Source organism: Luteipulveratus flavus (assembly GCF_029439465.1).
Taxonomy (GTDB): domain Bacteria; phylum Actinomycetota; class Actinomycetes; order Actinomycetales; family Dermatophilaceae; genus Luteipulveratus; species Luteipulveratus flavus.
In genome coordinates this window covers 29833-54854 of sequence record NZ_JAROAV010000002.1, presented here as the reverse complement: position 1 = coordinate 54854, position 25022 = coordinate 29833, and the positions used below count along the sequence as shown (strand labels likewise).

Here is a 25022-nt window from a genome sequence, read left to right as displayed (position 1 = left end):
GGGCTCGGCACAGGTATGCGTGTGCCGGCGACCACCTTTTGCCGGTGAGCGGCAAAAGCTGGGGCTCGGCACAGGTATGCGTGTGCCGGCGACCACCTTTTGCCGGGGGGAGAGGGGGGTGGTCAGGTCGTGCGGGTGACCTTCTGCAGGCCGCGCGGGTGGTCGGGGTCGTGGTGCCGCGAGACGGCGAGCTGGAGGGCGAGCTGCTGCAGCGGGACGATCTGCGCGATCGGCGCCAGCTCCTCGACCATGCCGGACGGCAGCGGGATCCGCAGCGCGGCCGACCCCCGCACCTCGCTCGGTGCCACGAGACAGACGTCGGCCGACCGCGCGTGCAGCTGCTCCAGCACCGGCTCCAGCGCCGCGCCGCCCCGGCCGTCGGGGCAGATCACCACGACCGGGCGGTCCTCGTCGACCATCGCGAGCGGGCCGTGGAGCAGGTCGGCGCCGGAGAACGCGTGCGCCGACAGGTAGCACGTCTCCATCAGCTTCAGCGCGGCCTCGCGCGCCGTGGGGTAGGCGAACCCGCGCGACGTGGTCACCAGCCGCTCGACGAACCGGTACCGCGAGGCGACGTCGGCGACCTCGGGTCGGTCCAACGATGCTGCGACCCAGTCGGGGACGCCGGCTGCGGCGTCGAGCGGGCGCTGCGCCCAGCCCTCCACGAGCAGCCACAGCCACAGCAGCGACGTGGTGTACGTCTTCGTCGCGGCGACCGAGCGCTCGGCGCCGGCCAGCATCGGCAGGCGCAGCTCGGCGGCCTCCTCCAGCGGTGAGCCGTCGGCGTTGGTCAGGGCGATGGTCATCGCTCCCGCCGCGCGGGCCTTCTCCGTCGACTCCACCAGGTCGGGCGAGCCGCCGGACTGGCTGACCGCGATCCACACGACGCCGTCCAGCGCCGGACGGGTGTCGTACGCGGTGTACGTCGAGGTCGACACCAGCCCGACCGGCAGCCCGATGCGCGTCTCGATCAGGTACTTCGCGTAGAGCGCCGCGTGGTCGGACGTGCCTCGCGCGACCAGCAGCACCGCGCGGGTGTCGTGCGACCGCAGCCGCGCGACGACCGGCGCGAGATGCGCACCGTACGAGGCGAGGACGTTCGCGAGAACCGTGGGCTGCTCGGCGATCTCGGCCCTCATCAGCTGACCGGGTGTCGTCATGACCAGAGCTCCTGAAGCCACTGGACGGATGCGATGTCGGCGTCGGCCGCTCCGCCCTCGTGGTCGTTGTAGGGGTAGACGTCGAGCGACTTCGGCCCGGCGTAGTGGTGGTAGGCGGCGTACACCCCGGAGGGCGGGCAGATCTGGTCCATCAGCGCCACCGAGAACAGCGCGGGTGCCGTCGCGTGCGCCGCTAGAGTGGTCCCGTCGACGTGGTCGATGGTCCGCAACGCCTGCTCGGCCGCGCCCCGGTGGGTACGCAGGAAGGCCAGCAGCTCGGCGTACGGCGCCCGGTCGGCGATCGTGACGGCGCGCCGGACGTCGCACAGGAACGGCACGTGCACGATCGCGGCGTCGACGAGCTCGGGCGCGAGCCCGCTGACGCCGAGCGCGATGGCGCCGCCCTGGCTGGTCCCGGCGACGGCGACGTGCCCGGCGTCGGTGCCCGGCAGCGTGCGAGCCGCCTCGACCGCGCGCACCCCGTCGGTGTAGACGCGCCGGTAGTAGTAGTCGTCGGGGTCGAGGACGCCCTTGGTGAGGAATCCCTCGACGTGCGCGTTGTCGCTCCCGCCGGGGTCACCCGTCAGCCCGGCGCGTCGGGCGCGGGCGCCCTGACCTCGGGTGTCGACGACGAGGACCGCGAAGCCGGCGGCCGGCCACATCAGCCAGTCGACCGGCGTACCCCGACCGTCGCCGTACCCGAGAAACTGCACGACCGTCGGGACGTCGCCGGAGGCCTCGCGGGGTCGCAGGTGCCACGCGCCGATGCGGTGATCGCCGAAGCCGGCGAACGAGACGTCCCGGACCGCGACCGTACGCAGGTACGCGGCCGCGGGCCGGCCGGTCACGTCCAGGTCGTGCTCGCGGGCGCCGGCCAGCGTCTTGGCCCAGAACTCGGCGAAGTCCGCCGGCTCGTGGCGCGGTGGCGCGTAGGTCTCGAGCTCGGGCAGCGGCAGGTCGTAGTGCGGCACGGCCGGGTCCTACTGCGCCAGCGCGCGGATGTGGTTCTTCACCGGCGCGTAGTGCTCCTCGATCGCCGCGTGCAGGCGGTCGCGGTCCCGGGCCGCCGCGGCCGCCACGATCTCGACGTGCGCGTCGGCCGTCCGCAGCCAGTCCTCCTCGGTGACGGCGAGCGACGGGGCTACGCGGGACTGCACCTCCCAGAACGCACCGGTCAGCTGCACGACCAGCTCGTTGCCGAGCGGCTTGAGCAGGAGGAGGTGGAACTGGCGGTCCTCCTCGACGTAGGGGCGACCCAGCTCGGCGAGGTCGTGCATGGCTCGGGCGAGGGTGCTGAGCCCCCGCTCCTGCTCGGCATCGAAGCCGTCGATGATGCGCCCGGCCAGCCCCTGCTCGAGCATCTCCCGGATCGAGACCAGGTCGGCGAGCACCGTGTAGTCGCTGGCACTGCTGAGCATCGACCGGAAGGCCAGGCTCTCGACCATCGCGCTCATCGAGAGCCGGCCGACGAAGGTGCCGTGCCCGTGCCTCACCTCGACGATGTCCAAGGCGCTCAGCGTCTTGATCGCCTCGCGCACGCTCGATCGGCTCGCGCCGATGGCGGTCATCAGCTCGGCCTCCGTCGGCAGCGCGTCGCCCGCGTGCAGCCGGTGGTCGAGGATGTACGCCTTGATCCGCTCGGTCGCCTCGTGCTGCGCCGAACGGACCCGCGTGCTGGCCGGTAGTGCCATGAACCCCTCCTCTGACGTGCCCTGGCATCGTGTCGTACGGCGGCGGTCCGTGAGGGTCGACCGCTCGGACGAGCGAGTTCACCATATCAACGTCAGACGTCTGATGTCTGATGTACGGTGGGTCACATCTCGACGTCCCACCTGGAGGCAGATGTGTCGCACCACCCGCTCCGCACCGAGCCCGGCGCCGCCCGGCCGTCTCGGCGCAGCTTCCTCAAGCTGACCGGCACGCTCAGCGCCGCCGCGGCCATCACCGCCGCCGTGAGCGCGTGCAGCGGCGGCCCGGAGTCGACCGGCAACGCCGGCGGCGGAGGCAAGGCCGCGTCGTCCACCATCGAGGCCACGCTGGCCTTCGCCCTCTCCAGCGGCTTCGACCCGGCTAACGCCTCGAGCGCGGTCGCCACCGCCGCGAACCAGCACGCGTTCGAGGGACTCGTGGACCTCGACCCGGTGACCCGCGAGCCGTACGCGGCGCTGGCCGCCGACCTCCCGAAGGCCGGCGCCGACGGCAGGACCTGGACCGCCACGCTGCGCGACGGCGCGACGTTCTCCGACGGCACCGCCGTCACCGCTGCGGACGTCGCGCACTCCTTCACCCGCGCGATGGACCCCGAGATGCTGATGTCGCAGTTCATCGGCTTCATCGCGGCGGTCAAGGCCAAGGACGCCAAGACGGTCGAGTTCACGCTGAAGACGCCGTTCGCGCTCTTCGTCGAGCGGGTCGCGGTCATCAAGATCGTGCCGAAGGCCAAGACGGGCGACGCTGCGGCGAGCAAGGCGTTCGACACCACGCCGGTCGGCAGCGGCCCGTGGAAGATCGACAGCGCCGACCAGAGCAAGGGCCTCACCTTCTCGGTGAACCCCCACTACAACGGACCGCGCAAGGCGAAGGCCCAGAAGATGGTGTGGCACACCACCACCGAGGCCGCGACGCGCGTCGCCGACCTGGAGAGCGGTCGCTCGCAGGCGATCGAGGCGGTGCCGTACATCAACGTCAAGCAGGTCGCCGGCAAGAAGAAGGCCGAGCCCAAGCAGGCGTTCAACCAGCTGTTCCTGATGTTCAACTGCTCGGCCAAGCCGTTCGACGACAAGCGCGTCCGGCAGGCCCTGCACTACGCGCTGGACACCACGTCCATCATCCAGACTGCCCTGCAGGGGTACGGCACCCCGGCCGACAGCTACCTCGACCACGGCAACAAGGCGTACCAGAAGGCGTCCACCGTCTACGGCTTCGACCAGGCCAAGGCGAAGTCCCTGCTGCAGCAGGCCGGCGCCAGCAGCCTGAAGTTCGAGCTCGTCACCACCGACGCGGCCTTCGTCAAGGACATCGCCCCGCTGCTCGTCGACGCGTGGAAGCAGATCGGCGTCACCGCGACGCTCAACACCGCGCCGTCCTCCTCGGTGTACGCACCCGCACCCGACGGGCTGGTCACCAAGAGCTCGTTCCGGGTGCTGGCGGCGTCCGGCGACCCGACCGTGTTCGGCGTGGACACCGACCTGCTGCTGCGCTGGTTCTACTTCGGTGAGACCTGGCCGCAGAAGCGCTACCACTGGGACGCCGCCTCGCAGAAGAAGGTCGCGACCTGGCTGGACCAGGCCGCCGCCGAGACCGACGAGGCGAAGCAGAAGGCGATCTGGAAGCAGGTGCTCGACTTCGTCGCCGACGAGGCGCCGCTCTACCCGGTCCTGCACACCAAGATCGTCACCGGCTGGGACGACACGACGCTGAGTGACTTCCAGCCGGCGTCCACCACCGGGCTGTACTTCCTCGACACCGCCCGCAAGGCCTGATCCAGGTCGTCCACCCGAAGGAGGTCGTGTGCTCCAGGTCCTCGGCATGGTCGTCCGGCGACTGCTCACGCTGATCCCGCTGCTGCTCGGCATCGCCCTGTTCGTGTTCGTCATCATGCGCCTGTCGCCGGTCAACTCGGCCGTCGCGGCGCTGGGTGACAACGCCTCCAGCGCGCAGATCCAGCAGTTCGAGCACGAGCACGGGCTGGACAAGCCCGCCCCGGTCCAGTTCGTGACGTTCGTGAAGGACGCCGTGACCGGGGACCTGGGCACCACGATCTCGCTCGACAAGTCCGTGAGCGGACTGGTGGGCGAGGCACTCCCGCTCACGTTGCAGCTGACCCTCATCGGCGTCGCGCTCGCCCTGGTCATCGCGCTGGTCCTCGGCATCACCGCGGCCCTGTTCCGGGACCGCTGGCCGGACCAGCTGATCCGGGTGGTGTCCATGGCCGGCATCTCCATCCCGTCGTTCTGGTTGGCGCTGCTGCTGATCCAGCAGCTGTCGATCAGCTGGGGCTGGCTCCCGAACGCCGGCTACACCAACCCCGCCGACTCCTTCACCGGCTTCCTGAAGTCGATGGCCATGCCCGCGATCGCGCTGGCCGTACCTGTCGGCTGCTCGCTGGCGCGCATCGTCCGCACGGCGATGGTCGAGGAGCTGGACAAGGACTACGTGCGGACGGCGTACGGCTCCGGCCTGCCGCCGCGCGTCGTGGTGGGGCGTAACGTCCTGCGCAACGCGCTGGTCAACCCGCTCACGGTGCTCGGCCTGCGGGTCGGCTACCTGATCGGCGGCACGATCATCATCGAGGCGATCTTCCAGATGCCCGGCATGGGAACACTCGTCATGCAGGCCGTGCAGACCAACGACACCGCGCTCGCCCAGGGGACCATCCTCGTCATCGCAGCCTGCTTCGTGGTCGTGAACCTCGTGGTCGACGTCCTGTACCTGATCGCCAACCCGCGGCTGCGAGGAGGCCACTGATGACCGCCTACCGTCCCCAGCTCACCCAGCGGCTCTCGGCCGCACCGTGGAAGTCGTTCAGCCTCAGGCGTTTCGGCTGGCCGGCCCGCATCGCGCTGGTCTTCGTCGCGCTGCTCGTGCTCGTCGGTCTGCTCAGCCCGTGGCTCACGCCGCACGACCCGACGCGGACCAACCTCGCACCGGTCGGCACCGGGCCCGGCGGCGACTTCTGGTTCGGCGTCGACCGCTCCGGGCGCGACATCCTCTCCCGGCTGATCGCGGGTACGCGCCGGTCGCTGGTCGTCGGCTTCGGCGCGGCCGGTATCGCGCTCGCCGTCGGTACGGTGCTCGGCGCGCTCGCCGCCACCAGCCACAAGGTCGTCGACGAGGTCGTCATGCGGCTGCTGGACGTCGTCATGGCGTTCCCGGCCATCGCCCTTTCCGCGGTCCTGATCGTCGCGTACGGCAAGGACAGCCTGCTGGTCCTGATCCTCGCGATCGGCTTCGTGTTCGCACCGTCGATCGCCCGGGTGGTCCGGGCCAACGTCCTCGCGCAGTACGGCGAGGACTACGTCGCCGCGGAGCACGTCATCGGCGCTCGCCGCCTGCACATCCTGCGCCGGCACGTGCTGCGCAACTGCGCGGCACCGGTCATGGTGTTCGCGACGGTCATGGTCGCCGACGCGATCATCTTCGAGGCGTCGCTGTCGTTCATCGGCGGCGGTCTGCCGGGTCAGGCCGCGGAGTCCTCATGGGGCTCGGTCATCGCGTACGGCAAGGAGATCCTGCAGTCCGGATCGTGGTGGGCGACGTTCTTCCCCGGTCTGCTGATCCTCCTGACCGTCCTCGCGCTCAACGTCGTGTCGGAGGGCATCTCGGACGCGTGGGCCGCGCCGGCCGCGCGTCGAGCCGTCGCCCGGCGTACTCCCGAGACAGCCGCGGCGGTCGCCGAGGAGTCCGCAGAGCGCGCGCCGGTGGCGCTGCCCGGCCTGCGGGTCGCGGCGCAGCGGCTGCGCGTGAATGCCCGTCCGCTGCCGGTCGGCGACCCGATCCTCACCGTGCGCGACCTGCACATCTCCTTCCCCGGCCGGCACGAGGGCGTCGACATCGTCGACGGCGTCGACCTGGACGTCCGCCCCGGCGAGGTGCTCGGCCTGGTCGGTGAGTCCGGCTCCGGCAAGTCCCTCACCTCGCTGGCGATCATGGGCCTCGAGCCGGCCGGTGCTCGCGTCTCCGGATCGATGGAGTTCGCCGGCGAGCAGCTCGTCGGTATGTCGGCCAAGCGTCGACGGGCGTTGATGGGCAAGGAGATCGCGATGATCTACCAGGACGCCCTCTCCGCCCTGAACCCCGCGATGACGGTGAAGTCGCAGCTCGCTCAGGTCCTTCGACGCGGTGGTACCCGCAGCGCCGAGGAGCTGATGGAGCTCGTCGGGCTCGACCCGAGGCGGACCCTGTCGTCGTACCCGCACGAGCTGTCGGGCGGCCAGCGCCAGCGCGTCGTCATCGCCATGGCGCTGTCCCGCGACCCGCGGATGATCATTGCCGACGAGCCCACCACCGCGCTCGACGTGACCGTGCAGGCGCAGGTCGTCCAGCTGCTGCTGCGGCTGCGGGCCGAGCTCGGCTTCGCGCTGATCCTGGTCAGCCACGACCTCGCCCTGGTGAGCGACGTGTGCGACCGGGTCGACGTGATGTACGGCGGCCGCATCGTCGAGGCAGGCGTCACCTCCCAGGTCGTCGCCGAGCCGCGCCACCACTACGCACGCGGCCTGCTCGGCTCGGTGCTGTCCCTGGAGGCCGGTGCCGAGCGACTCACCCAGATCAGGGGCGTCGTGCCGTCACCGGCCGACTTCCCGAAAGGCTGCCGGTTCGCCGACCGCTGCCCGATGGCGACCCAGGTCTGCCTGGACGAGGTCCCGGCACTCGTCGGCGAGCCGTCCCGCCACGTCGCGGCCTGCCATCACCCGGCGGACGACCCGCTCGGTGATGCGGCACCGGCCGCTCAGCATGCCGGACCACAGACCGTCGACGCGCAGGAGGCCCGCTCGTGAACGACGACCAGATCCGGCCCGTGCTGGAGACGAAGGACCTGCACGTCGTCCACCGGGCACGCGGTGGCGGACTGCTCGACCGCACCAAGGTGTACGCCCTCACCGGCGCGGACCTGCAGATCCGCGCGGGGGAGACCGTCGGCGTCGTCGGCGAGTCCGGCTGCGGCAAGTCCACGCTCGCCAAGGCGCTCGTCGGGCTGCAGCAGCCGACCAGCGGGCAGGTCCTGTTCGGCGGCACCGACGTGTGGTCGATGTCGGGAGCCGAGCGGCGCCGCACGGTAGGCCAGGGCGTCGGCATGATCTTCCAGGACCCGTCCGGCTCCCTGAACCGCCGGATGCCGGTCGACCAGGTCATCCGCGACCCGCTGGACGTCCACCGCTGGAGGTCCGGGCGAGAGCGAGAGGATCGGGTCCGCGAGCTGATGGACCTCGTCGGCCTCCCGTCGTCGCTGGCTCGGGCCCTGCCGGGTCAGCTGTCCGGCGGTCAGCGCCAGCGGGTGTCCATCGCACGGGCACTCGCGCTCAGCCCCTCGGTGATCGTGGCGGACGAGCCGACGAGTGCGCTCGACGTGTCGGTGCGAGCCCAGATCCTCAACCTGCTCCTCGACCTCAAGACCGAGCTCGACCTGGCGATGGTGTTCGTCTCGCACGACATCCAGACGGTCCGCCGCATCAGCGACCGGGTCGTGACGATGTACCTCGGCCGCATCGTCGAGCAGACCCCCGCATCCGCACTGCCGGATGACGGGCGCCACCCGTACACGCGGGCGCTGTTCTCGGCGACGCCAGGCCTGCTCGACCCGATCGAGCCGATCCCGCTCGTCGGTCCGGTCCCGTCCGCGACGGCGCCGCCGAGCGGCTGCCCGTTCCGGACGCGCTGCTGGCGCGCCGACGACACCTGCGCCACCGCGATGCCCGAGCCGGAGCGCGTTGGCGTTGGTCACGAGTTGCGTTGCCATCACCCGATTTCCGCCGGCACGAGCGCTCGTGACCTGGCCGCCCAGGCGCGTGAGGCACGCGCCGTCACCGATGACGTCAAGGAGATCCTGTGAGTACGACGACCGCCACCTTCTCGGGTGTGGTCCCGCCGGTGGTCACCCCCCTCTCGCCCGCCGGTGAGGTCGACCGCGGATCGCTGGAGCGGCTGGTTCACCGGCAGCTGGCGGCGGGGGTCGACGGCCTCTTCGTGCTGGGCAGCTCGGGGGAGACGGTCTTCCTCACCGACGCGCAGCGCGACGTTGCGATCGACGTCGTCGTCGGCGCGACGGCCGGCGCGGTGCCCGTGGTCGCCGGTGCGATCGAGCCGACGACGCCGAGGGTCATGGAGCGCGTACGGGCGTGCGAGCGTCTCGGTGCCGACGCCGTCGTGGTGACCGCGCCGTTCTACGCCATCGTGGGGCCGCACGAGATCCGCCGTCACCTGACCGCCGTCGCCGCCGGGACCCACCTGCCCGTGCTCGCGTACGACATCCCGGTGTGTGTCGGGCGGAAGCTGAGCAACGACCTGCTGCTGAGCCTGGCCCAGGACGGCCTGCTCGCCGGAGTGAAAGACTCCAGCGGTGACGACGTCGCGTTCCGGCAGCTGCTGTTGGCTCTGGAAGACGCCGGCGTGCAGGGGTTCTCGGCCTTGACCGGCCACGAGGTGGTCGTCGACGGGATGCTGCTCGCCGGTGCCGACGGCGCCGTCCCGGGACTCGGCAACGTCGACCCGGACGGCTACGTCCGCCTCCACCGGGCGTGCGCCGAGGGTGACTGGGCCACCGCGCGCAAGGAGCAGGAGCGGCTGGTGCGGCTCTTCCGCATCGTCGACGCCGCGGATCCGGCGACCACGGCGGGGGCGACGCGCGGGGTGGGAGCTTTCAAGACCGCCCTGCACCTGCTCGGAGTGATCGACTCCCCGACGGTCTCCTTGCCGATGCGTGCGTACGACGACGACGAGATCGCCCGCGTACGAATGCAGCTCGACCTGGCCGGCCTCACGGTCCACGCATGACGGGTGCGCCCACGCGCGCCCTGCCGCGCACCGTCGTCGGTGTCGACATCGGCGGTACGAAGACCTGCGCCGCCGTCATCGACGACACCGGAGTCGTGCTGGCGCGCTCCGAGTCCGGCACTCCCGGACCGGACGGGCGGAAAGCATTGCTGCACAACGTCGTCGAACGCATCAACGAGGTGATCCGCGTGACCGGCGCCGAGCCGCTCGCGGTCGGCGTGGGGGCCGCGGGCGTCATCGACAGCCGGGCCGGCGTCGTCGTCTCGTCCACCGACGTGCTGAAGGGCTGGGCGGGTACCCCCGTGGCCGCTGAGCTGCGGCGGGCCACCGGCCTGCCCACCACCGTGGACAACGACGTGCACGCCCACGCGCTCGGCGAGGTGTGGCGGGGCGCCGCCAAGGGGGTCGACCAGGTGCTGTACGTCGCGGTCGGCACCGGCGTCGGTGCGTCGTGGGTGCACCGCGGGTGGGTGCGGCACGGCGCCCGAAACGCCGCCGGCCACCTGGGGCACGTGCCCGCCCCGGACGCCTCGGGCCTGCCGTGCGTGTGCGGGGGGGAAGGGCACCTGGAGGCGATCGCGGCGGGGCCGGCGATCTGCCGGGCCGTCACGCGCCGTACCGGTGCGCCCTTCGCCCGGCTCCAGGACGTCGTCCGACGTGCCCTCGACGGGCCCGGGCCGGCGCGCGACGAGCTGCTGCGCGGTGCGCAGGCGCTCGGCTCCGTCGTCGGCGGTGCCGTGAACCTCCTCGATCCCGACATGGTCGTCATCGGGGGCGGCGTCGTCGGCGCAGGCGACATCTGGTGGCGGCCGATGATCGATGCGCTGCGGCGTGAGCTGCTGCCCGCAACCCGGGACGTCGCGGTGGTGCCGAGTTCGCTGGGTGCCGACGCGGCACTGGTCGGGGCCGCCCGACTCGCGTGGAGGAGCCTCGATGGTTGACGTCCTCGCCGGCCTGCGCGGCCGTCTGATCGTGTCCTGCCAGGCCTACCCGGACGAGCCGATGCGCGACCCCCGGACGATGACCCAGGTCGCGCAGGCCGCGGTGGCCGGGGGAGCCGCGGCCATCCGTGCGCAGGGTCTGGAGGACCTCGCGTCGATCCGCATGGCCGTGGACGTGCCGGTGATCGGGCTGTGGAAGGACGGCGATGCGCCGGTCCACATCACCCCGACCCTCGCCCACGCGGTCGCGGTCGCTCACACCGGCGTCGAGGTCGTCGCCCTCGACGGCACGACCCGGGACCGCCCGGACGGCCTGACCGTCGCCGAGACGATCGCGACCCTGCACGAGCGGACCGACGCCCTCGTGATGGCCGACTGCTCGACCCTCGAGGAGGGCGTCGCCGCCGTGGACGCGGGTGCCGACCTGGTGGGCACGACGCTCGCCGGGTACACGCCGTACACGGTCAAGACCTCCGGTCCGGACCTCGGGCTGGTGGAGCGGTTGGCTCGGGCGGTCGAGGTGCCGGTGATCTGTGAGGGCCGGGTGCACACGCCGGACGACGCCGCCCGTGCGCTCGAGGCGGGTGCGTACGCCGTGGTCGTGGGTACGGCGATCACGCACCCCGCCTCGATCACCGGCTGGTTCGTCGACGCCCTCCGCCGCCCCTGACCCGCGCCCCCACCTCACCCACCCCTCCGGCAAAACCTGGCCGGTGACACAGGTATGCGTGTGCGGTTCGCCAGCTTCTGCCGCGGGGTGCGGCAAAGGTTGGCCGGTAGCACAGGTATGCGTGTGCGGTTCGCCAGCTTTTGCCGCGGGGTGCGGCAAAGGTTGGCCGGTGGCACAGGTATGCGTGTGCGGTTGGCCAGCTTCTGCCGCGGGGGTGCGGCTACCAGAGGTGGATCGAGCGGGTGAGGATCGCGGCGACGTCGTCCTCGGTGACCGGGCGGGGAGCGGTCGCGAGGAGGCGCTGCTGCTTCATCGTCCCGTCCACCAGCGACGGGACGTCGGACTCGTCGTACCCGACCGCACCGATGCCCGCCGGGATGCCGATGTCGCGCATCAGGGCGACCAGCACCGACGGCAGCTGGTCGGCAGGCTCGTCGGTCGCGGGGGCGTCGCGGTCCAGGATCTGCGCGACCCTCAGGTGCCGTTCCGGCGCCGCCTCGTAGGTGAAGCGGAACGCCTCGGGTGCCGTCAGCGCGACGGCCATGCCGTGGGGCACCATCGGCTCGTCCTGCGGGTAGCCCTCCGGTCGAAAGTCCTTGACCTGCCCCGCGATCGGGTACGCGTTGGCGTGCGGCACGTGCACGCCCGCGTTGCCGAACCCCATGCCCGCGAACGTCGCCGCCATCGCCATGTCGGTCCGCGCCGCGCGGTCGTCGCCATCCCGCACCGCCCGGCGGAACGCTCCGGCCAGCAGATGAAGCGCCTTCTCCGACCACATGTCCGCGATCGGGTTCGACCCGCAGTACGGCACCCGCTCGTGCGGCTGCTTGCGCTCGTACGAGGTGTACGGGCGAGCCGTGTAGCTCTCCAGCGCGTGGCACAGGATGTCCATGCCCGCGGCCGCGGTCACTCCGGGCGGCTGGGTGAGCGTGAGCTCGGGGTCGATCACCGCTGACGTCGGCCGGAGCCGCGCGTGCGAGATGCCGGTCTTGACCTTCTGCGACAGCACGTCGAGGACGCAGATGGTGGTGCTCTCCGAGCCGGTGCCGGTCGTGGTGGGTACGGCGATGAGCGGCTTGAGCGGGTGCTCGGGCGCGCGGCCGCCGCCGACCGGCGCGTTGACGTAGTCCATCAGCTCGCCGTCGTTGCTGGTCAGCAGGTTGATCGCCTTGGCCGTGTCGATGCTCGACCCGCCGCCGACCGCCACGAACGCGTCGAACGGCCCGTTCTCGCGAGCCCACGCCACTGCAGCGGCCAGGCTCTCGTCGGTCGGCTCGACATGACTACCGTCGAATACAGTTGCCACCACACCGAATTGGGCCATCTGGTCAGCCACCCGCTGTGGACCGCCGGTCGCGGCGACACCAGGATCGGTGACCACCAGGACGGTCCGCGCGCCCGTCACGCTGAGGTCGTACCCGATCTCGTCGCTCGCCCCGGCGCCGAACTTCAGCTGCGGCGCGCCGTACGTGAAGACCTGCTCATGCTGCATACGTGCTGACCTCCGTTGCTTTCACCGTTGCCCACACCTCGGTGCCGGGGTGCAGGGAGAGCTCGGCCACCGAGGCGGCCGTCACCTCGGCGACCAGGTCGATCCGACCCGTGAGCGACACGCGCGCCGACTGGCCGGCCAGCTCGACCGCGACCACGGTCAGGCGCCAGCCGTTGCGGGGCGAGCCGTGCGGCTCCTGCGGCCACAGTGCCACCGCCGAGGGTCGTACCGTCACCCAGACGTCGGCGGCGTCCGGGGGCTCGGCGACCTGCACAGCAGCACCACCGTCGAGCCGTACGACGCCGGTCGCGTCCGCCGTCGCGCGCCACAGGTTGAGTCCCACGACCCGTGCGACGTACGGGTTACGCGGCCGGGAGACGACCTCGTGCGGGGTCCCGACCTGCACGACCCGTCCGGCGTCGAGGAACACCAGCCGGTCGGCGATGGTGAGGGCGTCCAGCGGGTCGTGCGTCACGAGCACCGTGCAGCCCTCGAACGTCCGCAGCCTCGCCGCCAGCGTCGCTCGCGTCGTGACCCGGGTCTCGGCGTCGAGCGCGGAGAGCGGCTCGTCCAGCAGCAGCAGGCGGGGCTCGCCCGCCAGCGCGCGAGCGAGCGCGACGCGCTGCGCCTGTCCGGTCGACAGCGTCGACGGACGCGCGCCCGCCCGGTCGGCCAGCCCCACCGTCGCGAGCTCGGCGTCCGCCGTACGGCGTCCCGTGGCCCTCCCGGCGCCGCGCGACCGTGGCCCGAAGGCGACGTTGTCCCGCACGCTCAGGTGCGGGAAGAGGAGCGGATCCGCGAGCACCAACCCGACCCTGCGCTGCTGCGGCGCCACCCAGGTCCGGGACGCCGGCGCGTCCCACCCGACCGCACCTGCCGCGTCCCCGGCGCCCCCACCGGGACCGGACAGCGCGCCCTCGGTCAGGCCGGTGAGGCCGGCCAGCACGTCGACCAGCGTGGTCTTGCCGCTGCCGTTCGGTCCGAGGACGGCCACGACCTCGCCCGGCTCCACGTCCAGAGCCAGCTCGAGCGTGAAGTCGCCGCGCCGGGTCGAGCCGTCGAGGTGGACGCTCACCGCCACCACCGCCCGCGCAGCAGCGCCAGCACCGCGACGCAGACGAGCAGCATCACCATGCTGAGCGCGGTCGCGGCGTCCGGGTCGATCTCCAACGCCTGGTACACCGCCAGCGGAGCCGTCTGCGTCCGGCCGGGGAAGGAGCCGGCGAACGTGATGGTCGCGCCGAACTCCCCGAGCGCGCGGGCCCAGGCCAGCGTGGCTCCGGCGGCGACACCGGGGAGCACCATCGGGACGACGACGGACCGGAACGTCCGCCACGGCGAGGCGCCCAGGGTGGCCGCGACGGCGTCGTACCGGCCGTCCAGCGCCCGCATCGCACCCTCGACGGCCAGGACGTAGAACGGCATCGACACGAACGTCTCGGCGAGCACGACGCGCACCCAGGAGTACGGGATCGTCCAGCCGAACCAGTCGTGGATCGGCCCGCCCACCAACCCTTCTCGGCCCCACGCGACGAGCAGGGCGACACCGCCGACGACCGGAGGCAGGACCAGCGGCACGGTGACCACGGCACGCAGCCACGGCAGCCAGCGTCCGGTCGAGCGGGCGAGGACCCAGGCCAGCGGCGTTCCGAGCAGCGCGCAGAGCACGACCGTCGTCAGCGTCGTCCGGATCGACAGGCTGACGGCCTCGCCGGCGCCCGCGGTCGACAGCGCGGAGCCGAGGCTGCCCCACCGGACCCGGGAGAGCAGGGCGACCAGCGGCAGCAGGAGGAGCACGAGCGCGAGTGCGGCGGGGATCGCCAGGACGCTGCGAGCCGGTGCTCCCGGCCCGCCCGTCGTGGCGCGCTCGCGGGTCACGGCGCTCCGAAACCCCTCGTGGTCAACACCTTTCGACCGGTCGAGGAAGTCACGGCATCGACGAACGCGCGGGTGCCCTCGTCGTCGTTGAGTGCGTAGATCGGCAGTCGCGTCGTGACGTTCTGGTCGGGCTTGAGCGCCACCCCGCGCACGGACGTCCCGGCGGCCGTGACGTCGGTGACGTACACGATCGCGGCGTCGGCCTCACCGAGCCGGACCTTGGCGAGCGTCGCCTTGACGTCCTGCTCGTACGACACGACGTGCGGCGTGACGTGCCCCTTGGCCAGCACGCTCTTCGCGGCGCGGCCGCACGGCACCTGCGGGGCGCACAGGACGGTGTCGACGGACGACGACGTCAGGCTGTCCAGCCCGGTCACGTGCGCCGGGTTGTCGGCCGGAGTGGCGATCATCAGCCGGTTCGTCGCGAACAGGCGGGGCGCGGCGGAGCCCAGCACGTCCGGCTTCAGGGTCTTGCCGGCCTTCTCGTCGGCGAGCGCGACGACGTCGGCGTCGGCGTGGTTGTTGACCTGCTGGACGATCGTCGAGCTGGCCGCGAAGCTCACCCGCACCTCGACGTCCGGGTGGGCGTCCTCGACCTGCTTCTTCAGGTCGGTGAACGCCTCGGTCAGCGACGCCGCGGCGAGCACCGTGACGACCTTGGACCGGGCGGGCTGCTCGTCGCCGCCGCACCCGGCGAGGGTCGTCGCGAGGGCGGTGGCGGTGAGGACTGCCGTCCCGGACCGGAGTGCACTCATGCCCAGGAGCCTAGATGTCGACCGCCGCCGCCATCCCGCGACCGGCGTCCACGACGGGCGCGAGAAATCAGTCGAGCGGGTCGAGGCCGGGCCGTTTGGGAGCCCGCCCGTCGCCGGAGCTGCGGCCCTGGAGACGTCGCTGCACCCACGGCCCGAGGTACGCGCGCGCCCAGGAGGCGTTCGCCTGCGCGTTCTGCCGACGCGTCAGCGGCGGCGCCGGAGGCAGGGGAATGGCCCAGTCGCGGCTCTCGTCGAGGACGCCCAGCGTCCAGGCGGCCTGGGCAGCGACCCGCTGGTGGCCCGCCGTCGACAGGTGGATCCGGTCGGGCGCCCACATCCGGATGTCCCGCAGGGCGCGCTGGGTCCACAGGTCCAGGACCCGGCAGTCGTTGCGCTGCGCTATGCCCCACACGTTCGCCGCGTGGTACGCCAGGCGCGGGCGGACGCGCCGCAGCACCGGCAGCCGCGACGGATCGGCGGTGGTCGACAGCAGCACGTCCGCGCCCGTGGCGCGCACCCGCCGTACGGCGTCCTCCAGCAGGTCGGCCACGTCGTCGAGGTCGACCTTGGGGCGCAGGACGTCGTTGCCGCCGCCGACCAGGCTGACCAGGTCGGGCTCGAGCTCGAGCGCGGCGTCCAGCTGCGGGCCGACCACGTCGGCGATCAGCCGCCCGCGGACGGCGAGGTTGGCGTACCCGAACGGCTCACCCTCGGCGGCGTTCCGCTGGGCGAGGCGCGACGCGAGCCGGTCGGCCCACCCGACGTACGCGTCCGCCTCGGTCGCCGACGGATCGCTCATGCCCTCGGTGAAGGAGTCGCCGATCGCGACGTACCGCTGCCAGGGGCGTGCGGGGGATGCCGGGCTCATGCCAGCGACCAGTCGACCGGCTCGGCGCCCTGCTGCTGCAGGAGCTCGTTGGTGCGGCTGAACGGCCGTGACCCGAAGAAGCCGGACCGCGCGGACAGCGGCGAGGGGTGGGCGCTCTCGACGCGGGGCACCTCGCCGAGGTGCGGGGCGAGGTTGCGCGCGTCGCGGCCCCACAGCACGGCCACGAGCGGGCCGCCGCGCTCGACCAGAGCGTTGATCGCGGTCGCTGTCACGTGCTCCCAGCCGTGGCCGCGATGGCTGCCCGGCGCGCCCGGGCGGACGGTGAGGACCCGGTTGAGCAGCAGCACACCGCGGTCCGCCCAGGCGGACAGGTCGCCGTGCTGCGCGGGCGGGATGCCGATGTCGGACTCCATCTCGGCGTAGATGTTCTGCAGGCTGCGGGGGATCGGCGAGACCTCCCGCGCGACCGAGAAGCACAGGCCGACGGCGTGGCCCGGCGTCGGGTACGGGTCCTGGCCGACGATCAGCACCCGCACGTCCTCGAACGGCCGGGTGAACGCGCGCAGGACGTGCTGGCCCGCCGGGAGGTACGGACGGCCGGACGAGATTTCCGTACGGAGGAACTGGCCGAGCCGCTGGAGGTGGTCCTGGGCAGGGGCGAGAGCCGTGACCCAGCTGGGGTGGACGAGCTCGGTCAGGGGCCGTGCGGGCATGGCGCCCAGGGTAAGCGCACGCTTCGCGACGGCGCCGATCGGCCTCGTCCGCCCGGTCCGGTCGAGGTCCGGTCCGGGATCGTCGCCGGGCGCGGGTGAGGTGCCGCCTAGACTCCGCACCGTGCATGGGTTCACCGAAGAGACCAGGGCGCTGGGCGAGGAGATCCTCCGCTACGCCGCCGAACGCCTCGCCCTCGACCCGGTGCCGCTGGACGGCACCACGACGGTCGAGGCGCTGGACGCCGTCGCCGCCGGGGCGATCAACGCCAAGGGCCGCGGCGGCATCGACGCGCTGAGGCTGTTCGAGGAACACCTCGCGCTCGCCTGCCTGTCGACCGACCATCCCCGCTACCTCTCCTTCATCCCGTGCGCGCCCACGCGCGAGGCGGCGATGTTCGACCTCGTGGTCGGGGCCTCCTCGATCTACGCCGGGTCGTGGCTGGAGGGCGCCGGCGCGGTGTACGCCGAGAACCAGGCGCTGCGCTGGATCGCCGACCTCGCCGGCCTGCCCGAGACCGCCGGTGGCTCGTTCGTGCAGGGCGGCACGATCGGCAACCTCTCCGCGCTCGTCACCGCGCGGGCCACCGCCCGTGAGCGGGCCGCCGAGGGCGTCCGGCCGTACCGCATCGCCGCGACGGTCGGCGCGCACTCCTCGATCGCGACGGCATGCCGGGTGATGGACGCCGAGCAGGTCTCGGTGCCGGTGAACGACCGCCTCCAGCTGACCGGCGACAACCTGCGCGCGGTGCTGGAAGAGCACGGCCCGGAGACGTTCTTCGCCGTCGTCGCGACCTCCGGCAGCACCAACTTCGGGGTCATCGACGAGCTGGACTCGATCGCCGAGGTCTGCGAGGAGTTCGGCATCTGGTTCCACGTCGACGGCGCGTACGGCGGCGCCGGGCTGGCCGCCCCGTCCGTGCGGGGTAAGTACACCGGTGTGGAGCGCTGCGACTCCTTCATCGTCGACCCGCACAAGTGGCTGTTCGCGCCGTTCGACTGCTGCGCGCTGCTCTACCGTGAGCCGTCCCTCGCACGGGTGGCGCACACCCAGCACGCCTCGTACCTCGACGTGCTGACCGACGCGCCCGACTGGAACCCCACCGACTACTCGGTGGGACTCACGCGTCGGGCGCGCGGCCTGCCGTTCTGGTTCTCACTGGTCGCCAACGGCACCGACGCCTACACCGAGGCGATCGAGCAGACGCTGGAGATCACCCGCTTCGCCGAGCAGGAGGTCACGCGCCGCGAGTACCTCGAGGTCGTGCGCGAGGCCGACCTGTCGGTGCTGGTCTTCCGCCGCCGCGGATGGGAGCCGGCCGACTACCACGCCTGGTCGGACGGGCTGCTCGCCCGCGAGGAGGGCTTCGTCGTCCCAACGTCGCACGACGGCGAGACCCTCGCGCGGTTCGCGATCGTCAACCCGCGCACCACGCGAGAGGACATCCTCGCGCTGCTGGACTCCATGGCCTGAGGCTCGGAGCCCACCAGCAGTGGGCTCCGAGCCGGACGTCGGCTGCGGCGGGGCGGTTACTTGAACTCGCGGACCTCCTGCGGCCAGCCGCAGGCCTCGGCGATCTTCCCGGCCCACATCCTCGCGGTCTCCACGTCGGGCACGTTCACCGCGGTGAGGCCGCCGAGGTACTCCTTGGTCTCGGTGTACGGCCCGTCGGTGAAGGTCAACGTGCCGCTCGTCGCATCGGCGCTGAAGGCCTGATCGATCTCCTCGACCAGGCCTCCGGCGAACACGTAGTGGCCCGCGGTCTTGATCTCCTCGACCACCGCCCTGGCGAGCGGCCCGCGTCCGCGGAACCACTCCTCGTCGTGGTCGCCCACCCACTGCTGGTTGAAGTAGATGAGGTACGTGGCCATGTCGGCTCCTCGCTCACGGCGTGACCGGATGCCCCGCCTTCACCTGTTCCACGAACGGAACGGGTCGGATGCGACAGCCTTCCAGCAGAAATCCGCCGAGGGGCAGATACGCCCTCAGCCGGGAGGCGGGACTGACGTATCGTCGGCTGGTGCGCGACCTCCGGACCTCATCCGCCACACCCGTCACAGACGCCTCCGACACCTCGCAGATGAATGACACCCATGTGATTCCGCCCGTATCATCGGGGGTGGACACGAACCTCGACGAGGTCGAGCCGATGTCGATGGAGGGCCCCGATCACATGAGCGCCGCGGAGCAGCAGCAGTCCTCTCGCGAGGAGCTGACCGATCGCGACCAGCAGATCCTGGCGTTCGAGCGCCAGTGGTGGAAGTACCCCGGTGCCAAGGAGCAGATGATCCGCGAGCAGTTCGAGATGAGCTCCACCCGGTACTACCAGGTGCTCAACACGCTGCTGGACAGTCCGGTGGCCCTCGAGCACGATCCGATGCTGGTGAAACGGCTGCGGCGGCTGCGCGCGTCGCGGCAGAAGCAACGCTCGGCGCGTCGGCTCGGGATCGAGATCTAGTCCCATGAACGTGCAACGCCCGTCTCGGTGCAAGGCCGGGGCGGGCGTTGCGCATGCAAGGGCACTCGCGCAGGTACTGGGAAGCGATGAGTGCGCTCCTCCAGACAAGAGGACGGGAGGAAGGCGACGTCCGGAGCGGGGAACGACCACTGCCGGGCGGGGCGTCGCACCATCATGAGCATCGACGTGGTCAGCAGCGACGGAATCTGTGGAGCAGACCCGTGCCGGGCGGCGTTCGCCCGCCGGGTCCAGCGCAACCGCCACCGGTCGGCAGGCGAGATGCTGGACGACCTGGGCGCGGCGTTCGCGCTCGCGCCGGAGGTCATCGCCGGGCTGTGCGGCCTGGACGACCAGGACCTGCGCGTCGCGCGGTCGACCGGCCACGTCGCGGACGCCGCCCAGCACGGCCGGGTCGTCGAGCTGTTCGCGCTCTGCCAGACCGTCGAGGACGTCCTCGGGGTGAGTGTCTCCGCGTGGTTGCCGCCGGCGGCCCGGGTGGACGACCTCCTGGACGGCGTCCGTCGCGAGCTGCACACCACCTACCTCGTCGCGTAACAGGGCTCACCCGCTCAGTCCCACGGCACTCCCGAGGTAGCCGCATACTTCCTGCGTGAGAGAGCCCCAACGTTTCGCGGCGACCGTCGATGGCCGGTCCTACGAAGTCGCGGCCTCCGGTGGCAACGCCTGGCGTGGGGTCGGGACCCTCGCGCTGCTCGTCGACGGCGAGGAATCCGCCCAGGCCCAGCGGGGCCGCACCGTGCTCAGGCCGCAGGCCGAGGATCTCGGCGTGGTCACCGTCGAGGTCAGCCCGTTCGGCCGCGCGGAACGCGCGACCCTGGAGATCGACGGGCTGGAGGTGGACCTCGAACCCGAGCACGGGTCCGCGTCCGCTCGCCGGGAGGCGCTGGCCCGCCGGCATCCTCGGACGTCCGCCGCACGGCAAGGGCTGCTGGCCGGTGGCGCCGTGTGCCTGCTGCTGTTCAGCAGCCAGCTCGCCGCGTTGATCACCGACACGTTGTGGTTCGTGGCGGGCCAGGGGGACCGGCCGCACGTACCGTCCGTCCACGCGGCCCTGGTCCCCGTACCCGTGCTGGTCGCGGTGCTCGTCGCCGTCCACGAGGCGCGCCGGCGGCGGCGTCAGGACGGCGTTCGCGAGCGACTGCGCGAAGCGGAGGGGAACGGCAGGGGCACGGACGCTCCACTGGCCACCGGCTGAGCATTTGCACTCATGGGGGTCGAGTGCTAATCATGGGCTTAGCACTCTCTGTGTGAGAGTGACAGACCAGGCCGTATGTCGAGGGGCCGACCGAGCGGGTGACGTGAGCTCGCGAGGTGGCTCCGTCCGTCGCGGGCGTCGTGCGGTCGATCCGCTTTCGTGTGGGAGGAACCACCGCGCATGGCCAAGACCATTGCATTCGACGAGGAGGCGCGCCGCGGTCTCGAGAAGGGTATGAACACCCTTGCCGACGCCGTGAAGGTGACGCTGGGCCCGAAGGGCCGCAACGTCGTGCTCGAGAAGAAGTGGGGCGCGCCCACCATCACCAACGATGGTGTGAGCATCGCCAAGGAGATCGAGCTCGAGGACCCCTACGAGAAGATCGGCGCCGAGCTGGTCAAGGAGGTCGCGAAGAAGACCGACGACGTCGCCGGTGACGGTACGACGACGGCCACCGTCCTGGCCCAGGCCATGGTGCGCGAGGGTCTGCGCAACGTCGCCGCGGGTGCGAACCCGATGGCGCTCAAGCGCGGCATCGAGGCCGCCGTGGCCGCCGTGTCCGAGTCGCTGCTCGGCCAGGCCAAGGAGATCGAGACCAAGGAGCAGATCGCTGCGACCGCGTCCATCTCCGCTGCTGACAACCAGATCGGCGAGCTGATCGCCGAGGCGATGGACAAGGTCGGCAAGGAAGGTGTCATCACCGTCGAGGAGAGCAACACCTTCGGCCTGGAGCTCGAGCTCACCGAGGGCATGCGCTTCGACAAGGGCTACATCTCCGGTTACTTCGTGACCGACACCGAGCGCATGGAGACCGTCCTCGAGGACCCGTACATCCTCGTCGTCAACTCCAAGATCTCGAACATCAAGGACCTGCTCCCGCTGCTGGAGAAGGTCATGCAGTCGGGCAAGCCGCTGGCGATCATCGCCGAGGACGTCGAGGGCGAGGCCCTGTCGACCCTGGTCGTGAACAAGATCCGCGGCACGTTCAAGTCCGTCGCCGTCAAGGCTCCGGGCTTCGGTGACCGTCGCAAGGCCATGCTCGGCGACATCGCCATCCTCACCGGTGGTCAGGTCATCTCCGAGGAGGTCGGCCTCAAGCTCGACACCGCCGAGCTGGACCTGCTGGGCCGCGCGCGCAAGATCGTCGTCACCAAGGACGAGACCACGATCGTCGAGGGTGCCGGCGAGGCCGACGCCATCGCGGGCCGGGTGAACCAGATCCGCGCCGAGATCGAGAACAGCGACTCCGACTACGACCGCGAGAAGCTCCAGGAGCGCCTGGCCAAGCTCGCCGGTGGCGTCGCCGTCATCAAGGCGGGTGCCGCGACCGAGGTCGAGCTCAAGGAGCGCAAGCACCGCATCGAGGACGCCGTCCGCAACGCGAAGGCTGCCGTCGAGGAGGGCATCGTCGCCGGTGGTGGCGTGGCTCTGCTCCAGGCGACCGACGCTGCGTTCGCGAGCCTGAAGCTCGAGGGCGACGAGGCGACCGGCGCGAACATCGTGAAGGTGGCGGCCCAGGCCCCGCTGAAGCAGATCGCGTTCAACGCCGGCCTCGAGCCGGGCGTCGTGGTCGAGAAGGTGCGCAGCCTGAACCCGGGCGAGGGCCTCAACGCCGCGACCGGCGACTACGTCGACATGGTCAAGGAAGGCATCATCGACCCGGCCAAGGTGACGCGTTCGGCGCTGCAGAACGCCGGCTCGATCGCCGCGCTGTTCCTGACGACCGAGGCCGTCATCGCCGACAAGCCCGAGAAGGCCGGCGCCGCGCCGGCCGACCCGTCGGGCGGCATGGGCGACATGGGCTTCTGATCGAGGACGAAGCGGAGGTTGGGCGCGAGCCGCTAGGCGAGCGTCCGGCCGTAGCGGAGTCCGACGGAAGAGGCCCAGAAGGCATGGGCTTCTGATCGATCCGATCAGCAGCATCACGCGAAGGGCGGTCCCGTACGGGGCCGCCCTTCGTCGTCCCTACCGGCGGGCGACGGCGCGGATGAGGCCCATCGCCTCGGCGAGCCGTACCACGTCCGCATGGCCGTCCCCGGGCGCCTCGTCCAGGTACGCGGCGGCCTCGTCCGGCTCCAGGGCGCGGACATCGACGATCTGCTCGACGTCCGCCGGACAGGTGGGCGGCCCGACGACGTCGACCGCGACGGCGGCGTACGCCCACAGGGACCGCGGGTGCGACTGGTGCGGCCGCCAGGGCTGGTCCCGTCTGCTGAGGACGTCCAGGCCGCAGAAGTACTGCAGCAGCCCGGTCGGCTCGGCGCCGGCCTCCTCCCGCAGCTCGCGCGCCGCCAGCTCGTCCAGGCTCTCGCCGGGCTCACGGGTGCCGCCGGGCAGGAACCGGCGTCCGTCGTCGGCGCGGCAGACGATCACGGTGCCGTCACCGGTGACGGCGATCAGGTGCAGCCGGGTGACGACGGCGCGGTTGAACGAGCCGAGCCACAGCCGGACGTCGGCGTCGGCGTACTCGACGTAGTGCGGGGCGAACAGGGCGGGGAACCGCTGTTGCCAGCCGTGGTCCACGCGATCGAGGCTAGTGAGGCGCCACGTCGCGGCGTGGGACCTCGAGCGTGTCGTGTGAACGCGCAGTCCGCCGGTCGGGCGTCACGCGTACCCATAATGAGGCCATGACTGCGCAGGAGTACGAGTACGTCAGGGGTGGGGCTTCGCACGGACCCGTGGTCGTGGGGGTGGACGGCTCGGGCACCGACGAGCCCGCCGTCGCGTGGGCGGCGCTGACCGCGGCCCGGCACCGGGTCCCGCTGCGGGTGGTGCACTCGAACGAGGTCGCCGTGGCCGGGGCGGTGCAGGACGACCCGGCCGCTGGGAGCGACGAGACCCTCAGCGCGTTGCGGGAGCACGGCGAGGCACCGCGGGTGGCCGACCAGCTCGTCGAGAAGGTCCGCGCGCAGTACCCGGGCGTGGACGTGGAGGCGGTCGAGGCGGCGGGCGCGGCGTCCCAGGCGCTGATGGACAAGCAGGAGTCGGCGCTCGTCCTGGTCGTCGGGAGCGGTCGGCGCGGTGGCATCGGCGAGCGCATCCTCGGGTCGACCTCGCTGAACATCGCCATGCACGCCGCGTGCCCGGTCGCGGTCGTCAACCCGGGCGTGGACGTGTCGGCCGAGCCGGTCGGACGGATCGTGGTGGGGGTCGACGGCAGCCGGGACAGCGCGGCCGCGGCAGAGATCGCCTGGGCCACCGCCGCCGCGCGCGGTGCCCGCGTCGCGTGCATCTCGACCTGGTACCTCGAGGTCGTGGGCGGGGTCGTCATCACCGACGAGGACAGCGAGCAGCGCGACGTCATCGAGACGCGTCAGCGCGAGCGGGTCGAGGCGGCGATCCGGGCGGCGCGCGAGGACTTCCCGGACGTGCCGTACGACGTGGAGATCCTCAACGGGCCGAGCAGCAAGGTCCTGGCGGCGCAGTCGGACCATGCGGACGTGCTGGTGATCGGGACGCGCGGCCGTGGCGGGTTCGCGGGGAAGCTGCTGGGCTCGGTGAGTCACAAGGTGCTGCAGGCCGCGCGGTGTCCGGTCGTCGTCGTGAAGTCGCGTCCGGAGAAGTGACTCGGCGGAGGCATCAGGTCCACGGGCGCTCAGGAGGGCACCTTGGGTGAGCGAGTGGTGCGTCGCGCGCGAGCAGCGGACCGGGACGCCTTCGTGGCTCTGCGCGCGGCGATGTTCGAGGCGATGGGCGTGGCGGACGTGGAGGGCGAGCGGTGGCGGGAGGCCGCCGCCGCGTGGTTCGACGCGACCTGGGACTCACCCGACATCGCGCTCTTCGTCGCCGAGGTCGGCGGCGAGGTGGTGGCCTCGGCGATGGCGACGCTGCGCCGCGTCGTGCCGTCGCCCGGGGCTGCGGGTGGCAGGCAGGTGCTCGTGCACAACGTCTGCACGCTGCCGCACGCGCGCGGTCACGGGCACGCGCAGGCGGTGTTCGACGCGCTGATGGTCTGGGTACGTGAGGAGTCCGGCGCCGAGGGTGCCGAGCTGTTCGCGACCGGCCAGGGGCGCGGGATGTACGAGCGGGTCGGCTTCCGCGAGGTGACGTTCCCCGCGATGCGGCTCAGTCTCGGCGAGCGCTGAGGTCGGCGACGAGGCCGCCGAACCGCGCGAGGAACTCCGGGTGCAGGGAATTCACCTTGCGCTGGCCGTCGGCCCGCTGCTCGATCACCTTCGCCTCGCGGAGGATCTTGAAGTGGTGGCTCAGCGTGCTCGCGCCCACGGTGACGGGAAACGTGCCGCACGCGCGCTCACCCTCGGCGATCAGCACCGTGACGATGCGTAGCCGGTTGGGCTCGCCGAGGGCGTGGAGGACGGCGGCGTCCGCGTCGCTGACCGTGCTTCCACTTTGTTTGACAGTCATCGAAGTAAGAGTAACGTCCATCTCGGTTGTTCGACATCTATCGAAGGAACTCCC

The 25022-nt window shown here is 71.7% G+C and carries 26 protein-coding genes; 14 read left to right on the top strand and 12 right to left on the bottom strand.

Translation table 11 applies throughout. The features are described from left to right. Positions 1-122: 122 nt before the first annotated feature. Genes P4R38_RS00700 through P4R38_RS00690 form a run of 3 tightly spaced genes read right to left on the bottom strand, consistent with a single transcriptional unit; the run spans position 123 to position 2851 of the window. The gene (locus P4R38_RS00700; protein ID WP_277190539.1) at positions 123-1160 is read right to left on the bottom strand and encodes an SIS domain-containing protein; all 1038 of its coding nucleotides are present in this window, start codon (positions 1158-1160) and stop codon (positions 123-125) included. Further along, entirely contained in the window at positions 1157-2131 is a 975-nt protein-coding gene (locus P4R38_RS00695; RefSeq protein ID WP_277190538.1) for an acetylxylan esterase, read from the bottom strand. Before P4R38_RS00695 ends, P4R38_RS00700 begins: the two co-directional genes overlap by 4 nt. 9 nt (positions 2132-2140) lie before the next feature. Continuing rightward, on the bottom strand, positions 2141-2851 hold the full coding sequence (locus tag P4R38_RS00690; protein ID WP_275240014.1) for a FadR/GntR family transcriptional regulator: 711 nt from the start codon (positions 2849-2851) through the stop codon (positions 2141-2143). A 153-nt stretch (positions 2852-3004) separates the two neighbouring features. Between P4R38_RS00690 and P4R38_RS00685 the strand changes: the two genes are divergently transcribed. Genes P4R38_RS00685 through P4R38_RS00655 form a run of 7 tightly spaced genes read left to right on the top strand, consistent with a single transcriptional unit; the run spans position 3005 to position 11264 of the window. Beyond that, the gene (locus tag P4R38_RS00685) at positions 3005-4642 is read left to right on the top strand and encodes an ABC transporter substrate-binding protein (protein ID WP_277190536.1); all 1638 of its coding nucleotides are present in this window, start codon (positions 3005-3007) and stop codon (positions 4640-4642) included. Between the two features lie 28 nt (positions 4643-4670). Then, on the top strand, positions 4671-5627 hold the full coding sequence (locus tag P4R38_RS00680) for an ABC transporter permease (protein WP_275240011.1): 957 nt from the start codon (positions 4671-4673) through the stop codon (positions 5625-5627). Further along, complete coding sequence (locus P4R38_RS00675) at positions 5627-7660, top strand: dipeptide/oligopeptide/nickel ABC transporter permease/ATP-binding protein (RefSeq protein ID WP_277190535.1); 2034 nt, start codon at positions 5627-5629, stop codon at positions 7658-7660. Before P4R38_RS00680 ends, P4R38_RS00675 begins: the two co-directional genes overlap by 1 nt. After that, positions 7657-8712: an ABC transporter ATP-binding protein gene (locus P4R38_RS00670; protein WP_277190533.1), complete on the top strand. Its 1056-nt coding sequence runs from the start codon at positions 7657-7659 to the stop codon at positions 8710-8712. Before P4R38_RS00675 ends, P4R38_RS00670 begins: the two co-directional genes overlap by 4 nt. After that, positions 8709-9653, top strand: a complete 945-nt coding sequence (locus P4R38_RS00665; RefSeq protein WP_277190531.1) for a dihydrodipicolinate synthase family protein — start codon at positions 8709-8711, stop codon at positions 9651-9653. Before P4R38_RS00670 ends, P4R38_RS00665 begins: the two co-directional genes overlap by 4 nt. Next, positions 9650-10594: an ROK family protein gene (locus P4R38_RS00660; protein ID WP_277190530.1), complete on the top strand. Its 945-nt coding sequence runs from the start codon at positions 9650-9652 to the stop codon at positions 10592-10594. Before P4R38_RS00665 ends, P4R38_RS00660 begins: the two co-directional genes overlap by 4 nt. Beyond that, positions 10587-11264, top strand: coding sequence for an N-acetylmannosamine-6-phosphate 2-epimerase (locus tag P4R38_RS00655; protein WP_277190528.1), 678 nt, complete (start codon positions 10587-10589; stop codon positions 11262-11264). Before P4R38_RS00660 ends, P4R38_RS00655 begins: the two co-directional genes overlap by 8 nt. Positions 11265-11484: 220 nt before the next feature. Here P4R38_RS00655 and P4R38_RS00650 read toward each other — a convergent pair whose 3' ends face one another. The 6 genes from P4R38_RS00650 to P4R38_RS00625 all read right to left on the bottom strand — a co-directional run bounded on the left by P4R38_RS00650 (position 11485) and on the right by P4R38_RS00625 (position 16931). Beyond that, complete coding sequence (locus P4R38_RS00650; RefSeq protein ID WP_277190527.1) at positions 11485-12756, bottom strand: hydroxyacid-oxoacid transhydrogenase; 1272 nt, start codon at positions 12754-12756, stop codon at positions 11485-11487. Continuing rightward, positions 12746-13831: an ABC transporter ATP-binding protein gene (locus P4R38_RS00645; protein ID WP_277190525.1), complete on the bottom strand. Its 1086-nt coding sequence runs from the start codon at positions 13829-13831 to the stop codon at positions 12746-12748. Before P4R38_RS00645 ends, P4R38_RS00650 begins: the two co-directional genes overlap by 11 nt. Beyond that, a complete protein-coding gene (gene modB, locus P4R38_RS00640) occupies positions 13828-14634 on the bottom strand; it encodes a molybdate ABC transporter permease subunit (RefSeq protein ID WP_277190523.1) in 807 nt (268 codons plus the stop codon). The genes P4R38_RS00645 and modB overlap by 4 nt, the downstream gene beginning before the upstream one ends. After that, entirely contained in the window at positions 14631-15389 is a 759-nt protein-coding gene (gene modA, locus P4R38_RS00635) for a molybdate ABC transporter substrate-binding protein (protein WP_277190522.1), read from the bottom strand. Before modA ends, modB begins: the two co-directional genes overlap by 4 nt. Before the next feature lie 67 nt (positions 15390-15456). Beyond that, positions 15457-16257 (bottom strand): SGNH/GDSL hydrolase family protein, encoded by an 801-nt coding sequence (locus P4R38_RS00630; RefSeq protein ID WP_277190521.1) that lies wholly within the window; start codon positions 16255-16257, stop codon positions 15457-15459. Further along, positions 16254-16931, bottom strand: coding sequence for a uracil-DNA glycosylase (locus P4R38_RS00625; RefSeq protein ID WP_277190519.1), 678 nt, complete (start codon positions 16929-16931; stop codon positions 16254-16256). The genes P4R38_RS00630 and P4R38_RS00625 overlap by 4 nt, the downstream gene beginning before the upstream one ends. Positions 16932-17052: 121 nt before the next feature. Between P4R38_RS00625 and P4R38_RS00620 the strand changes: the two genes are divergently transcribed. Further along, positions 17053-18402, top strand: a complete 1350-nt coding sequence (locus P4R38_RS00620; RefSeq protein ID WP_275239995.1) for a pyridoxal phosphate-dependent decarboxylase family protein — start codon at positions 17053-17055, stop codon at positions 18400-18402. Positions 18403-18458: 56 nt separating this feature from the next. On the opposite strand, the gene P4R38_RS00615 is transcribed toward P4R38_RS00620, so the two are convergent. Further along, positions 18459-18800, bottom strand: coding sequence for a YciI family protein (locus P4R38_RS00615; protein ID WP_277190517.1), 342 nt, complete (start codon positions 18798-18800; stop codon positions 18459-18461). Positions 18801-19102: 302 nt separating this feature from the next. Here P4R38_RS00615 and P4R38_RS00610 point away from each other — a divergent pair, with 302 nt between their 5' ends. From P4R38_RS00610 to groL, 4 genes are all read left to right on the top strand, one after another. Further along, a complete protein-coding gene (locus P4R38_RS00610) occupies positions 19103-19387 on the top strand; it encodes a DUF3263 domain-containing protein (protein ID WP_275240053.1) in 285 nt (94 codons plus the stop codon). A gap of 174 nt (positions 19388-19561) precedes the next feature. Continuing rightward, positions 19562-19942 carry a hypothetical protein gene (locus P4R38_RS00605; protein WP_277190516.1) on the top strand — a complete coding sequence of 127 codons (381 nt, stop codon included), beginning with the start codon at positions 19562-19564 and terminating at the stop codon, positions 19940-19942. A gap of 55 nt (positions 19943-19997) precedes the next feature. Further along, positions 19998-20603, top strand: a complete 606-nt coding sequence (locus tag P4R38_RS00600; protein WP_277190515.1) for a hypothetical protein — start codon at positions 19998-20000, stop codon at positions 20601-20603. A 180-nt stretch (positions 20604-20783) separates the two neighbouring features. Further along, complete coding sequence (gene groL / locus P4R38_RS00595; protein ID WP_275239990.1) at positions 20784-22412, top strand: chaperonin GroEL; 1629 nt, start codon at positions 20784-20786, stop codon at positions 22410-22412. 156 nt (positions 22413-22568) lie between these two features. Here the strand turns inward: groL and P4R38_RS00590 are convergent, their stop codons facing one another. Continuing rightward, positions 22569-23126 carry an NUDIX domain-containing protein gene (locus P4R38_RS00590; protein ID WP_277190513.1) on the bottom strand — a complete coding sequence of 186 codons (558 nt, stop codon included), beginning with the start codon at positions 23124-23126 and terminating at the stop codon, positions 22569-22571. A 104-nt stretch (positions 23127-23230) separates the two neighbouring features. On the opposite strand from P4R38_RS00590, the gene P4R38_RS00585 reads away from it, so the two are divergent. Both P4R38_RS00585 and P4R38_RS00580 read left to right on the top strand, forming a co-directional pair. After that, positions 23231-24169, top strand: a complete 939-nt coding sequence (locus P4R38_RS00585) for a universal stress protein (protein ID WP_277190511.1) — start codon at positions 23231-23233, stop codon at positions 24167-24169. Between the two features lie 42 nt (positions 24170-24211). After that, on the top strand, positions 24212-24688 hold the full coding sequence (locus P4R38_RS00580; protein WP_277190509.1) for a GNAT family N-acetyltransferase: 477 nt from the start codon (positions 24212-24214) through the stop codon (positions 24686-24688). Here P4R38_RS00580 and P4R38_RS00575 read toward each other — a convergent pair. After that, entirely contained in the window at positions 24669-24968 is a 300-nt protein-coding gene (locus P4R38_RS00575) for an ArsR/SmtB family transcription factor (protein WP_275239985.1), read from the bottom strand. The two genes, P4R38_RS00580 and P4R38_RS00575, sit on opposite strands and share 20 nt — an antisense overlap. Positions 24969-25022 lie beyond the last annotated feature (54 nt).